Annotated in this window: 13 protein-coding genes and 4 tRNA genes; all 17 read left to right on the forward strand. The window is 44.4% G+C overall.

What is annotated here, in order from left to right:
- The coding region (locus tag B4J23_RS08390; protein WP_291359936.1) for a LytR/AlgR family response regulator transcription factor at nt 1-552 on the forward strand (552 nt) is incomplete at its 5' end.
- Between the two features lie 114 nt (nt 553-666).
- Nucleotides 667-1,590, forward strand: a complete 924-nt coding sequence (gene hemC, locus B4J23_RS08395) for a hydroxymethylbilane synthase (protein ID WP_034171569.1) — start codon at nt 667-669, stop codon at nt 1,588-1,590.
- Complete coding sequence (locus B4J23_RS08400; protein WP_291359939.1) at nt 1,590-2,357, forward strand: uroporphyrinogen-III synthase; 768 nt, start codon at nt 1,590-1,592, stop codon at nt 2,355-2,357. Before hemC ends, B4J23_RS08400 begins: the two co-directional genes overlap by 1 nt.
- Before the next feature lie 7 nt (nt 2,358-2,364).
- Complete coding sequence (locus tag B4J23_RS08405; protein ID WP_291359941.1) at nt 2,365-3,204, forward strand: hypothetical protein; 840 nt, start codon at nt 2,365-2,367, stop codon at nt 3,202-3,204.
- A 6-nt stretch (nt 3,205-3,210) separates the two neighbouring features.
- Complete coding sequence (locus tag B4J23_RS08410) at nt 3,211-4,404, forward strand: heme biosynthesis protein HemY (protein WP_291359943.1); 1,194 nt, start codon at nt 3,211-3,213, stop codon at nt 4,402-4,404.
- 7 nt (nt 4,405-4,411) lie between these two features.
- Nucleotides 4,412-4,837: an acyl-CoA thioesterase gene (locus B4J23_RS08415; protein ID WP_004781650.1), complete on the forward strand. Its 426-nt coding sequence runs from the start codon at nt 4,412-4,414 to the stop codon at nt 4,835-4,837.
- 153 nt (nt 4,838-4,990) lie between these two features.
- Nucleotides 4,991-5,317 carry an H-NS family nucleoid-associated regulatory protein gene (locus tag B4J23_RS08420; protein ID WP_079281036.1) on the forward strand — a complete coding sequence of 109 codons (327 nt, stop codon included), beginning with the start codon at nt 4,991-4,993 and terminating at the stop codon, nt 5,315-5,317.
- A 187-nt stretch (nt 5,318-5,504) separates the two neighbouring features.
- On the forward strand, nt 5,505-6,248 hold the full coding sequence (gene gspN / locus B4J23_RS08425) for a type II secretion system protein N (RefSeq protein ID WP_180137754.1): 744 nt from the start codon (nt 5,505-5,507) through the stop codon (nt 6,246-6,248).
- A complete protein-coding gene (locus tag B4J23_RS08430) occupies nt 6,248-7,102 on the forward strand; it encodes a type II secretion system protein N (RefSeq protein WP_291359944.1) in 855 nt (284 codons plus the stop codon). The genes gspN and B4J23_RS08430 overlap by 1 nt, the downstream gene beginning before the upstream one ends.
- Nucleotides 7,103-7,140: 38 nt before the next feature.
- Nucleotides 7,141-9,393: a type II secretion system secretin GspD gene (gene gspD, locus B4J23_RS08435; protein WP_291359945.1), complete on the forward strand. Its 2,253-nt coding sequence runs from the start codon at nt 7,141-7,143 to the stop codon at nt 9,391-9,393.
- A 62-nt stretch (nt 9,394-9,455) separates the two neighbouring features.
- Entirely contained in the window at nt 9,456-10,115 is a 660-nt protein-coding gene (locus B4J23_RS08440; RefSeq protein ID WP_180031063.1) for an FHA domain-containing protein, read from the forward strand.
- Nucleotides 10,116-10,193: 78 nt separating this feature from the next.
- The gene (gene gph, locus B4J23_RS08445; RefSeq protein ID WP_291359946.1) at nt 10,194-10,862 is read left to right on the forward strand and encodes a phosphoglycolate phosphatase; all 669 of its coding nucleotides are present in this window, start codon (nt 10,194-10,196) and stop codon (nt 10,860-10,862) included.
- 108 nt (nt 10,863-10,970) lie between these two features.
- A complete protein-coding gene (gene trpE / locus B4J23_RS08450) occupies nt 10,971-12,464 on the forward strand; it encodes an anthranilate synthase component I (RefSeq protein ID WP_291359947.1) in 1,494 nt (497 codons plus the stop codon).
- Nucleotides 12,465-12,562: 98 nt separating this feature from the next.
- A tRNA-Thr gene (locus B4J23_RS08455) sits at nt 12,563-12,638 on the forward strand.
- 55 nt (nt 12,639-12,693) lie between these two features.
- Nucleotides 12,694-12,777 (forward strand) — tRNA-Tyr (locus tag B4J23_RS08460).
- Between the two features lie 36 nt (nt 12,778-12,813).
- A tRNA-Gly gene (locus B4J23_RS08465) sits at nt 12,814-12,889 on the forward strand.
- A gap of 21 nt (nt 12,890-12,910) precedes the next feature.
- Nucleotides 12,911-12,985 (forward strand) — tRNA-Thr (locus B4J23_RS08470).
- Nucleotides 12,986-13,175 lie beyond the last annotated feature (190 nt).

A 13,175-nucleotide genomic window follows, 5' to 3' on the forward strand; every position in this document is an offset into this window, starting at 1 on the left:
GCGCAGCATTTGCGTCAGCTCGACCCGATGCCGGCTATTGTCTTTTGTACGGCCTATGACCAACACGCGCTGGATGCATTCAAGTCTAATGCAGATGGCTACCTGCTTAAACCGGTGATGCAACAGGAATTGGCACAGGTTTTAGAGCATTTAATTAAACTTACCCAAGCTCAAATGAGCCAACTAAAACAAAAAGAAAATATGGAAGAAATCAATATCAGCCGCCATCAAATTGCGGCAAAGACCTATCGCGGGGTCGAATTGGTGCCAGTTGAAAATATCTATTATTTTCTGGCGGATCAAAAATATGTGACCGTACGCCATAAAAACGGCAGTGTCCTGATTGATGAAACCCTGAAGGAGTTGGAACAGGAGTTTGGACATCAGTTCATCAGGATTCACCGTAATGCACTGGTTTCGGTTCACTATCTGGAAGGCTTGGAAGTGGTGAGTTCCGGCCAGTATCAGGTGCGTTGTCGTGAACTGGAAGAGCGTCTGGCGGTCAGTCGGCGTCATTTGCCATTCTTGCGGGAACGGATTCAGAAACTCTAAACGGATCAATGAGTTCGTCTGGACCAGCATTGAAACTTGCATAAATTCGCTTGCATTTTCAAGTGAGCAGGTTAAGTTTAGACTATTGTTCTCATTGACTGTTTATTGAAATTTATGAAGACCCTAAAAATTGCTACTCGACAAAGTCCACTTGCGCTCTGGCAGGCGGAACATATCCGTGCACGCTTACAGGACCTGCATGCTGGACTTCAGGTCGAATTAGTCACTTTTGTTACACAGGGCGATAAAATTCTCGATACGCCATTGGCAAAAATTGGTGGTAAGGGCTTATTTGTAAAAGAATTAGAAGCAGCCTTACTAGATGGTCGTGCCGATCTGGCAGTCCATTCAATGAAAGATGTCCCAATGGCTTTGCCTGAAGGCTTATCTTTGGCAGTCATCTGTGAACGTGAAGATCCACTGGATGCTTTCGTCTCAAATACTTATGCCAGTTTTGACGAATTGCCTCAAGGTGCCAAAGTTGGAACTTCGAGCTTGCGCCGTAAAACCCAGATTTTAAAACAGCGTCCGGACCTTGAGATTATCGATTTACGCGGTAATGTCGGTACACGCTTATCCAAACTGGATGCAGGTCAGTACGATGCAATCATCCTGGCCAGTGCCGGTTTAAAACGCTTGGGCCTTGCAGATCGTATTCGTCATAGTATTGTGCCTGAAGTAAGTTTACCCGCAGTAGGACAGGGTGCATTGGGCCTGGAATGCCGGAGTGGAGATCAAGCGGTATTAGATTTAATCCAGCCTCTATTACATGCAGAAACTGATGCCTGTGTCCGTGCCGAACGTGCCTTTAATGCCTATTTGGAAGGTGGCTGTCAGGTGCCAATTGCGGGCTATGCCACTTTAAACGAAGGTGTCATTTCGATTGAAGGCCGAGTCGGTAGCGTAGATGGCGCAACTTTGCTACGCGCACAGCAAAGCGGAACCATGGCAGATGCAGAACAATTGGGCGTGCAGCTGGCCAAGGATCTGTTAGATCAGGGTGCAGGCGAGTTGCTAAAAGCGCTTTATTCAAAATAATGTTGTTCATTAATACTCGTCCGAGTGATCGTGCTGCAAATTTAACGCAAGCCCTACAGACAGCGCAGATTCCGGTGATAGAGTTGCCCTTGCTAGAACTGGTACAGCAGCCTTATACGGATGAGCTGGCCAGTTTATTTAGGCAGCTATCCCAAGCAATACTGATTGTCGTAGTGAGTCCGACTGCTGCCCAGATTGGCATGCAATATTTGCAGCAAGCGGGTCTATCATTGAATGATCTTGGAAGTGTCCAGTGGGTCGCTGTAGGTAAAGCTACCGAGCAGGCTTTAGCAAGCTACGGTATCCAGAGTTATGTGCCTGATGTGGAGACTTCGGAAGGGATGCTGCAATTGCCTGTGCTACAGCAGTTAGCTACCGGATCAACTATCGCCTTTTGGCGAGGTGAAGGTGGGCGTCAATTTATGATGCAGCATTTAAAGGATCAGCAAATTCATATATTGAATTTCATTTTATATGATCGTCAGTGTCCGCCAGTTGCTTCCGAGATATTAGCTAAACATTTGACGAGCCTTGAAGCTAATCCCCGTTATGCAGTCTTGGTCAGCAGTGAAGCGAGCTGGCTTAACTGGCTAGCCTTGATGCAGCCGTATCCGCATCTCATTAATCGGGCATTGTATTTGGTTTTGGGGCCGCGTTTGGCTGCCATGCTTGGGGAATATCAACAGCAACATCAGGCTGGTTTTCAATTCGCTCAGTTAAACGACTTAAGCGGATCGACGATTTTGCAGCAGCTACTGATGTACTAGGAAACGCATGAAAAAATTATTTATTGTTTTTTTCATCTTGAGCTTGGCGTGGATTGCCAAGCTGAGCTATGACCTGTTTGGCTTAAATTCAGCACAGACTGAATTGACCCAGAATTTGAAGCAACTGCAACAGCAGAATGCCAATCTGAATGATCAGATGGTGGCCTTAAAACGTCAAGTTGCTACGGGCCAAGCGTTAAGCCCTGAAACACCGAACAAGGGGACAGTTCAGGATACTCCTAGGGCTGATTTGCAGGATGATCTGCCTTTGGTCGAGCAATATCTGGATCTGGTTGAGTTTGCCTTGCAGCAGCAACAATATGCAATGGCTATGGAAAAGTTGAATCAATTATCCAATCAGCTTGAACATCTAGAACTGGCACCTGCTCTTCTGGGTAGCCTGAATCAGGCGATTGACAAGGATCGGGAAGTCCTTAAGCAGTTCATCAACAATCGTTTAGTACAACAGAATAAATTAAAAGAATTACTGCAACAGATTGATATTGAGATGGAAAAGGAAATCCAGGTGCAGCATCAGCACCGCGCTACAGCCCAAAGCTCATTTTGGCAGCGCTGGATTCAGATTGAATCAGTCGAGAAACCGAGTGCAGTCTTAATGCAGCGTAATCTGGTCTTAAAAGAAGCTCAGCTGCGTTTACTGATTGCAGAAAATAGTGTGCAGCAAGGACAGCAGGTAGCTTTCCAGCAAGCCCTGAAAAGTGTGATCGAGGTATTGGCTCAACTTCCGGATGCGCAAAGCAAACAATGGATTCAGCGACTGAAGCAAATTAAAATAGCACCTCAGACGCCTACTCCTCAGCTCAATACGCGTACCCTGATCGGTTAATTGCTTATGAAACAGATTTTACTTGCTTATTTACTGGTTGGTTTGCTGGGCTTAGCGATCTTGAGCGTACTAAGCTATGGTTATGGTGCGGGCTATGTCTATCTGTATTGGCGCGGACTACAAATCCAGACCACTTTCTGGTTCCTGGTGGGCTTGCTTATCGTAATCAGCTTTCTGATGCATATGCTGTGGTATGCGACCAAGCGTTATCTCAGCTTTAAACAGCGTAAACATGAAACGGTATTCAGCTTTGCCCGCTTGCATCCTTATGAGCAGTTAGCCGTAGTTTGGTTATTAAATGCTGCACAAGATCAACGGGATTTTATCCAGCAGTCTTTTAATCAGTCGGGATTGCTCAAGTATATTATTGATGCCCGATTATCCTGGGGACAGCAACAATATAGCGAAGCATTAAGTAGTTTAAATCAGTCCAATCCCATGGCATTTGAACTGGCAGAATTACAGCGGATTGAAATCTATTTATCGCAGCAGGATGGTCAGCAGGCATTAACTCACCTAGAATTTTTAAATCAGCATGAGTTATCTCCCTGGTTAAGACGGGTCAAAACCGCTTATGAGCAGCGTTTAAATGCTTTATGGGGGCAATTCGCCTTACAGTTTCCCTGGTTATATTTACGTTCAACCAAATATGGACATTTAGACCAAGAAGTAAAAAAAATATGGCTGCAGCAATTATTAATAGCTTATGACCAGGCTACTGAAGACGATTTGGAATATTTAAAACAACGTTATCTGGATTTAAAACAGGACATATTTAACCGTGACTATGAAGTCAAGCTATTATGGTTGAAACTGTTATTTAGAATGCCGGAAATGAGTGTTGAGCATGAAAGCCTTGCTAGACATTTACTGGAACTCCAATTTAATCAGGATGTATTTTATTTATGGTTCCAGCAGCAGTTATTAAAGCAGTTTCCAGATTATGCAGATATTGAGCAGCAGATCTCAGCTTGGGATGCAAAATATACTGCACTGCCAATATTAAGTTTTGCCAAATGGCATATTCTACAGGCGACTGGCCGGGTAGAAGAAGCTCAGCAATTGCTGGATCTCTATCCAGATGACATCCGCATGAGCTATTTGAGAATTAAATCTGTATTGCAGGGAAGAGATGATTTAATACAGCAGTTAAATGCCGTATTTGAATCGAATGTTAATTTTATCGAAATCAGAATTTGAGGAAATAATGTCAGAATTACAACAATATCCGGTGATTTATTCGCAAACTGTTGCATGGGGAGACATGGATGCGTTTGGGCATGTTAATAATGCGATGTATTACCGTTATATAGAAAGTGCCCGTTTGGCTTATTTGGGTAAATTAAATATTTTTGATGAAGATATTTTAACAGTAGTGGCTTCAAATCAATGCCGTTATTTAAAACCTGTAGTTTATCCAGATCAATTAAAAGTGGCGGCACGAATTGATGAAATTCGGAATAGTGCAGTCAGAATGCATTATTTATTATGGAGTGAACAGCAGCAAAGTATCGTGGCCACTTCAGAAGCAGTAATTGTATGCTTAAATAAAAATATGCAGAAAACTGAAATACCTGAACATATTCGGGAAAAAATAAAATCGCTGGAATTAACTGTACAACATGAAATTTAATATAGAGTTTTTATCTCTAATTTAATGATTAATTTTGTAATGGCCCTTAAGTTTATTGTTATACATTTAAAATTTTATATTGAATATTACACTTAATATAAATATGATGGGTTCGTTATTTATTAAAAGAAATAATGCTATTTATTGGAGAACATGATGCCAGATATTACAAATTTATCAGTTGAAGAGTTAAAACGTTTACAAGCAGAAGCTGAGTCTTTAATTGCTTTGAAAAAAGATCAGGAAATTGAAGATGCTTATCATCAGGTATTGGATATTGCCGACAAAGTAGGCTTAACGATTGAACAGCTTCTTGAGTTTGGTGCTTCTAAACGTAAAAAAACTGCACGTAAGTCTGTAGAGCCACGTTATCGCAGTAAAAGCAATCCGGAAGACACCTGGACTGGTCGCGGTAAACAGCCACGCTGGTTAGTTGCTGAATTAGAGAAAGGCGCAAAACTGGAAGATTTTGTGATCTAATCCTTTTTCCTCAATATTCATCATCAGGCTGGTATGCATACGGCCGGTGATTGATCAGCCAAGCACATCCTGCTTGGTTTTTTTATGCCTATGAATTGGCGTCAGAGAAAAAGTGTGCATAATGTGATTATAAAATGACAAGACTATAAATTTAGGGGTTTCGATTGGATAGGTTGGTCGTGGCGGGATGAGCAATAAGCCGAAAACATTAAAATGGTTGATATTTGCAATTCTAGCCTTTCTTGTCTTTGTGATTCTGCAAGTTCCTGCAGCTTGGTTAATTTCAAAATTTTATAAAAATAATCAGGTCTTACATAATGTAAGCGGGAATATCTGGCAGGGAAGTGCGGACTGGAAAAAAGGTAATCTTCGGGGAAGTCTGAACTGGCAGGTTCGTCCTTTGGACCTGTTGTTGCTGAGATTAGGGGCAAATATTGATCTGCATAGCGGTAATACCCAGTTTTCGGGTGTGATGGGCTATGGTCTGAATAAAACTTTAACCGTCAAAAATCTTGAGGGACAGCTTGCACCTGAAACTTTAAAGAAGATTGCTGACTGGCAATGGCCTACCAACCCGATTCAGTTTAAAGAACTCGATTTTAAATATAAAAAAGAGCAAGGCTTTAGCCATGTAGATGGCCAGATGCAGTGGAGCGGTGGTGAGCTGATTTATACATTTGCCCAGCGTCAGGAGCGTATGAATGTACCGGTTCTGAGTGGTCAGTTATCTGATGAGAATGGACAGCTGCTGCTGGACGTACGTGATAATCGTGATCAACGTATGTTGAATATTAAACTGGATCCAAGCTTGATGCTGGATATTCAGCTGACACAGCGTTTTCTATTGAATGCTCCTTCTTATACGGGTAAAGCTGGACTGGATACTTACGTGATTAGTACCCGTCAGCCTTTAATGGGGGGCTTCAACTGATGGCAAGCCCACTCGATTATTTTAAAAATATTGATTTGAAGCAGACAGAGCGTGTTACTCCGATTTTATTATTCCTGTTAATTCTGTATTTATGCTGGAAATTGGCCGCCTTATTCTGGCTTCTGGTGGCTCCGCCACAAGCGATGCAGATTGATCAGGTAGAACTAGGGTCACAACAGGCTCAAGTGCCAAATATAAGTGCCTTTTCACTATTTCAGGAAAATACTTACGCAGCGAACACTGCTGAAACTGCCAATATTGTCTTGCAGGGAGTTGTGGTGGCGAGCCCAAGCTATAACTCTTCAGCAGTCTTGAAAATTAATGACCAGTCTGACCGTTATCGGGTCGGAGAAGTATTGGGGAATAGCGGTTTTACGCTGGCTGAAGTGTATTGGAACCGGGTGATTTTGCGTAAATCAAGCGGTGCGACCCAAGAAATCCTGTTTAAAGGGTTGAAAAATGGTTTAAACCAGCCAATCGTGCCGGATACCTCAGCATCTTCAAATCCGATGCCTCCGATGCATACGGAAAGTGGTATGCCTGAGCAACCTTCACCGCAGAGTGAAATCAATCGGGCTATCCAGCAGATGCAGGAAAATAAGGACCAGTACTTACAGAATATGGGGGTAAGTGCAGCAGAGGGTGGTTATGAAGTGACTTCACGGACACCGGCTGCACTGCGTAATCGCTTGGGATTAAGACCGGGAGACCGAATTTTGTCTTTGAATGGTCAGACCCTGTCGCAGGGACAAACCGAAGCACAGTTACTGGAACAGGCTCGACGTGAAGGTCAGGTCAAACTTGAAATAAAACGTGGTGATCAGGTGATGACCATACAACAGGATTTGAAGTGATGTGTCATCACGCATAGGGTTAGGAAACACAAAAGTTTATGGCTTTATTTAATAATAATCGATCAGCATGGGCATTCTGTGTGGCCGCACCATTGGTTGCTATGGTCAGTACGGCAAGTTATGCGCAAACCTGGAAAATCAATCTCCGGGATGCAGACTTAACCGCATTCATTAATGAAGTGGCGGATATTACCGGTAAAAATTTTGCGATAGATCCCCGGGTTCGAGGCAATGTCACGGTCATTTCCAACAAACCACTGAATAAAAATGAAGTTTATGACCTGTTTTTAGGGGTCTTGAATGTCAATGGTGTAGTGGCCATCCCTTCAGGAAATACCATCAAGCTGGTTCCAGATAGTAATGTCAAAAGCTCCGGGATTCCCTATGATGCACGTCATCGTGCGACCGGTGACCAGATTGTCACTCGCGTGATCTGGCTGGAAAATACCAATCCGAATGACCTGATTCCAGCCCTGCGCCCGTTGATGCCACAGTTTGCGCATTTGGCTGCTGTTCCGGGTACCAATGCACTGATTGTGTCGGACCGGGCGACCAATATCTATCAGCTGGAAACCATCATCCGTAATCTGGATGGCACGGGTCAGAATGATATTGAAGCCATTAGCCTGCAATCCAGTCAGGCCGAAGAAATGATCGAGCTGATTGACTCTATGGCAGCGACAGGTGCAGCTAAAGATCTGCGTGGTTCGCGGGTGCGGGTCATGGCAGATGTGCGTACCAACCGGATTTTGATTAAGGGTGATCCGGCAACACGCAAGCGAATTCGTCAGATTATCGAAACGCTGGATGTACCTGCAGCAGACCGTCTGGGTGGTTTAAAAGTCTTTCGTTTGAAATATGCCAGTGCCAAGAATCTTTCGGAAATTTTGCAGGGATTAGTGACAGGGCAGGCAGTCAATACGGGTTTGGATAATTCTTCTTCTAGTTCGTCTTCATATAATTCGACTAATAACCTGAATAACAATAATACCACTAGCTCAAACAGCTTAGGTGCATCCAATATACAGCTAAATACTGGCATGAAAACCGAGCAGGGCGGGATCAGCAGCTTTAATGCCAATGGCGTTAGTATTATTGCGGATACCACGCAGAATTCTCTGGTGGTTAAAGCAGACCCGCAACTGATGCGTGAAATCGAATCTGCCATTGATCAGTTAGATGTACGCCGTCAACAGGTTTTGATTGAAGCTGCAATTATTGAAGTAGAAGGGACAGATGCAGATCAGCTGGGTGTGCAATGGGCTTTGGGTGATATCAGCAGCGGAATTGGTCTGATCAATTTTGATAATTTTGGCACCAGCCTGAAAAATATTGCAGCGGGTTATCTGACTGGCCGTAGTGCAGGTGCGGCAAGTACTGTAGGTGCAGGCAGTTCACTGGTAATCGGTGATTATCGTGAAGGTAGTGATGGTTCACGCCGTTTATACGGCGCGATGATTCAGGCATTAAAAGAAACCACCAAGTCTAATCTGTTGTCTACACCATCCATTGTGACCATGGACAATGAAGAGGCTTACATCGTTGTCGGTGAAAACGTACCCTTTGTGACCGGTTCAGTTTCTACGGGAGCCGCAGGTGTTGCTAATCCTTATACCACTATTGAGCGTAAAGATGTCGGTGTAACCTTAAAAGTCGTACCGCACATTGGTGAAGATGGTACTGTACGTCTGGAAGTTGAACAGGAAGTCTCAGATGTAAAAGCCAATAAAGGCCAAGCACAAGATCTGGTCACCAGCAAACGTGCGATCAAAACCTCGATTCTGGCAGAACATGGACAAACGATCGTATTAGGTGGCTTGATTTCGGACAATACCAGTTATGGACGTCAGGCAGTACCCGGTCTAGGGGCAATTCCAGGGGTGGGACGTTTGTTCCGCTCAGAAGGTAAATCTAATCAGAAACGAAACCTGTTGATCTTTATCCACCCAACGATTGTGGGGGATAGAAATGAAGTACGTAAACTGACTCAGCAACGTTATGGTCAGCTGTACAGCCTGCAATTGGCACTCGATTCAGACGGTAATTTTGCCAAGTTGCCGGAAAGTGTTGAAGATGTGTATCAGCAGCGTATTCCAGTTTCTAAGACACCACTGACGAATTCGTCCTACCAGAATGTTCCGAGTGCGCCAGCATCAATGCGATCAGCCGTAGCAGTTGCTACACCGGTGGCAATTGAGCCAGGGATTCAGCGACAAGTGGTGCAGCCCGTCCAGCAGGTTGAAAAAAGTAGAAATACCGTTACAACAACCACACTTAGACCCAAAAGCTAGACCATTCGCATTTGCATACAGCATGTTATGATAATGTCAAAGAGAATAGAGAAGTAGATTTCATGACTTGGAAAATACAGGCAATTACCGATGATTTGACCGGACAGGAAATAGCGATTGACCGTGACATGCTGGTGGGGCGTCACCAGGCGGCTGATATTGTGCTGCAGGCTGCGGAAATCTCGCGTAAGCATGCTGCTTTTCTGCTAAAAGACGATGCACTGTGGGTACAGGATCTAGGCTCATCTAATGGCACTTTTGTGAATGATTTACGTATTGAGCAGGAAACGCAGTTAAAGCAGGATGATGTGGTCCAGTTTGCCAGCTTGAAATTTCTGGTTCTTGAACCTGTAGCGCCTGTTGAAGTGGCGCCAGAAATTGAAGAAACAGCAGGGCAAGTGGTTGAAGAAATCGAAACGGTTGAGAAAACCCCTGCCCAGCAGATGAATGATCAGGGTATTCCAGAATTGAGAGAGCGTGATGCTTCAGTCAACTTGACTCGTGATGGTATGCCGACCAATGTCGGTATTCCAAAACCTGCACCAATTGCTGAGGGTGTAGACCTGAGCTCGGTTAAGCCAGAACCCGCACCAATTCCGGTGGAACAGCCTGTTTCTCGTGTAGAGCAGGAAAAAGAAGCACAGAAAAATGCATCTATTGGACTGATTTCACTAATCGTTCTGATTATTTTGGCGATTATCGCCTGGGTGTTGTTTAAATAAGTCCATGATTGGTTACAATCGAGGCATGCATCACGCATGCCTTTTTTATAGCTGCAAATAAAGAAAATGAGGGTCAGGATGTCAATTGCACAACTGGAACAACGTAAGCTGATTTTATTCGATCTGGATGGCACCTTGGTGGATTCAGCTCATGATTTGTATCGGGCAATGAATATGAGCCTGAATGTCTTGCAGCTACCCCTGGTCACTGAGGAGCAGGTACGGGTCTGGATTGGTAAAGGAACGTCCAAGTTCTGTGAAAGCGTACTCCAGCATCTGGTGGGTGAGGTATTACCTGCCCAACATCAGGAATTACTTACGACATTCCTGGAAATTTATAATGCCGATCCTTGTGTGGATACCAAGCCATTTGAAGGAATTATCGAGTTTCTGGAATGGGGTAAGACTAACGACAAAAAACTGATCTGTGTGACCAATAAACCAGAAGAACCGGCACGCAGTATTCTGGATATTCTGGAAATGGCGAAATACTTTGATGACACCATTGGTGGTGATCGCTTTGCCGAGCGTAAGCCAGATCCGCGTCAGTTGTTGCATTGTGTGGAGCATTATGGCGTGACCAAAGAGCAAGTACTGATGATCGGGGACTCAGTCAATGACATCGAAGCTGCGCGCCGTGCGGGTATAGATTGTATTGTAGTCAGCTATGGCTATAATCATGGTGAAAATATAGCAGACTGTGATCCTCAAGAAATTGTCGATGATCTACGTGAGTTGCTTGCTTAAATAGGGTGCGAAGGAAATAAGATGAATAGTTGTAAGGTTTTTCGATGGCGTCGCTCAGTCCAATTCCATTTCCATACTGAGTAACCCTAATTTAAAGAGAAAAACCGAATGACAACTTCAGCTCAATTCCAGCAACTTGCATCTCAAGGCTACAACCTGATTCCAGTATACCGTCAGCGTCTGGCTGATACCGATACTCCTTTATCTATCTTTGCCCGTCTAAAACAGCACCAACAGGCTTATCTGTTCGAATCTGTGGAAGGGGGAGAAAACTGGGCGCGCTATTCAATTATCGGCCTAGGTGAATCGACTGTATTCTCCTGTAATGCGGGTGAACTGACTGTTCATCATCCAGATGGCTCTATTGAAAAACAGCACTGTGCCGATCCATTCCAGTATATCCGTGACTTTCAGGCACAGTTTAAAGTACCGACCCAGGCAGAACTTCCAGCCTTACCAAGCTTTACCGGTGGTCTTGTCGGTTACTTTGGTTATGACTCAGTACGTTATATCGAACCTAAGCTAAAAAATGTGCCTGAAGCTGATCCGGTAGGCTTGCCAGATATCTGGATGATGCTGTCCAAAACCGTCATCGTATTCGATAATCTGAAAGATACCCTGTTCCTGATTGTCCATGCCGATGCAGCGGATCAGGCAGCTTATGAGAAAGCGCAGCAGCAGCTGGATGAGCTGGAAAATATTCTGGCAACACCAGTGAGCCTGAAAGCAGAAAAACATACAGCACCGCACTTTGAGTCTTTAACTGGACATGACAACTTTATTGCCTCTATTGAAAAGGTAAAAGAGTACATTCGTGCCGGAGATGTGATGCAGGTCGTGCCGGGTCATCGTATGGTTTCTGATTTCGATGGTGAGCCTTTACAGGTCTATCGCGCATTACGTCATCTTAATCCATCACCTTACCTGTTCCTCGTGCAAGGGCAGACCCTAGAAGACAATACGCCGTTCCATATTGTCGGCTCTTCACCTGAAATTCTGTCACGTCTGGAAAATGGCATTGCGACTGTTCGTCCACTGGCGGGTACGCGTCCACGTGGCAAGACCAAGGAAGAAGATCTGGCACTGGAAAAAGATTTACTGTCTGATGAAAAAGAAATTGCCGAGCACTTAATGCTGATTGACTTAGGCCGAAATGATGTCGGTCGAGTATCCAAAATCGGTAAAGTGCAAGTCACTGATCAAATGGTGATCGAACGTTACTCGCATGTGATGCACATTGTGTCGAATGTACAAGGTGAAGTGCGGGATGATGTGGATGCGCTGGATGTTTTTAAGGCAACTTTCCCGGCTGGAACACTTTCTGGTGCACCAAAAATCCGTGCTATGGAAATTATTGACGAAGTTGAGCCAGTGAAACGCGGAATTTTTGGCGGCGCTGTTGGTTATTTAGGCTGGCATGGCGAAATGGACATGTCGATCGCGATTCGTACCTGCGTGATTCGTGAAAATAAGGTCTATGTTCAGGCCGGAGCAGGGCTGGTTGCGGACTCAAATCCTGAGTCAGAATGGAATGAAACCCAAATAAAAGCTCGCGCAGTGATCAAAGCGGTTGAATTATCATCAAACGGATTGATTTTGTGAGTTTTTGGCGTTTTTTTTGAAAAAAACACTTGCATGGATTCTGAGTTTTGCTAAACTGCACACCGTTCCGATACGAAACGTACGAAACACTAAGAAACGCCGGCATAGCTCAGTTGGTAGAGCAACTGACTTGTAATCAGTAGGTCCACAGTTCGAATCCGTGTGCCGGCACCATCTTAGAGAGTTTGGAGCGCGAAGTAAAGAACGACACTGATGTAAGTGTAAAAATGGTGAGGTTCCCGAGCGGTCAAAGGGGGCGGACTGTAACTCCGCTACGAAAGTTTCGAAGGTTCGAATCCTTCCCTCACCACCAATTTTAAGACTTCAAAGTGGTAAGTACCAACATCGTGCGGGAGTAGCTCAGTTGGTAGAGCGGCAGCCTTCCAAGCTGCATGTCGCGAGTTCGATCCTCGTCTCCCGCTCCATTGTTTGAAGTGCTAATATTTGCTCTTATAGCTCAGTGGTAGAGCACTCCCTTGGTAAGGGAGAGGTCTCGAGTTCAAATCTCGATAAGAGCTCCAGATTACAGTTTGGCAACGTGGTTGCAAAAATATTTCAAAAGCAGGCTATTTAGTCTGCTTTTCAAGTATTTGGTGTTTGATTTTTTTTAAACGATATGTCGGAGCTGGGTTTTACTCAGAATTGTGTTCGACGTAAACGAGGAAGATTAACATGGCTAAGGCTAAGTTTGAACGTAATAAGCCACACGTT

Source organism: Acinetobacter sp. UBA3025 (assembly GCF_002367915.1).
In the GTDB taxonomy this organism is placed as follows: Bacteria; Pseudomonadota; Gammaproteobacteria; order Pseudomonadales; family Moraxellaceae; genus Acinetobacter.

Coding starts and splice junctions, on each gene's coding strand:
- hemC (WP_034171569.1), top strand. CDS start 667: ATGAAGACCCTAAAAATTGCTACTCGACAAAGTCCACTTGCGCTCTGG.
- B4J23_RS08400 (WP_291359939.1), top strand. CDS start 1,590: ATGTTGTTCATTAATACTCGTCCGAGTGATCGTGCTGCAAATTTAACG.
- B4J23_RS08405 (WP_291359941.1), top strand. CDS start 2,365: ATGAAAAAATTATTTATTGTTTTTTTCATCTTGAGCTTGGCGTGGATT.
- B4J23_RS08410 (WP_291359943.1), top strand. CDS start 3,211: ATGAAACAGATTTTACTTGCTTATTTACTGGTTGGTTTGCTGGGCTTA.
- B4J23_RS08415 (WP_004781650.1), top strand. CDS start 4,412: ATGTCAGAATTACAACAATATCCGGTGATTTATTCGCAAACTGTTGCA.
- B4J23_RS08420 (WP_079281036.1), top strand. CDS start 4,991: ATGATGCCAGATATTACAAATTTATCAGTTGAAGAGTTAAAACGTTTA.
- gspN (WP_180137754.1), top strand. CDS start 5,505: ATGAGCAATAAGCCGAAAACATTAAAATGGTTGATATTTGCAATTCTA.
- B4J23_RS08430 (WP_291359944.1), top strand. CDS start 6,248: ATGGCAAGCCCACTCGATTATTTTAAAAATATTGATTTGAAGCAGACA.
- gspD (WP_291359945.1), top strand. CDS start 7,141: ATGGCTTTATTTAATAATAATCGATCAGCATGGGCATTCTGTGTGGCC.
- B4J23_RS08440 (WP_180031063.1), top strand. CDS start 9,456: ATGACTTGGAAAATACAGGCAATTACCGATGATTTGACCGGACAGGAA.
- gph (WP_291359946.1), top strand. CDS start 10,194: ATGTCAATTGCACAACTGGAACAACGTAAGCTGATTTTATTCGATCTG.
- trpE (WP_291359947.1), top strand. CDS start 10,971: ATGACAACTTCAGCTCAATTCCAGCAACTTGCATCTCAAGGCTACAAC.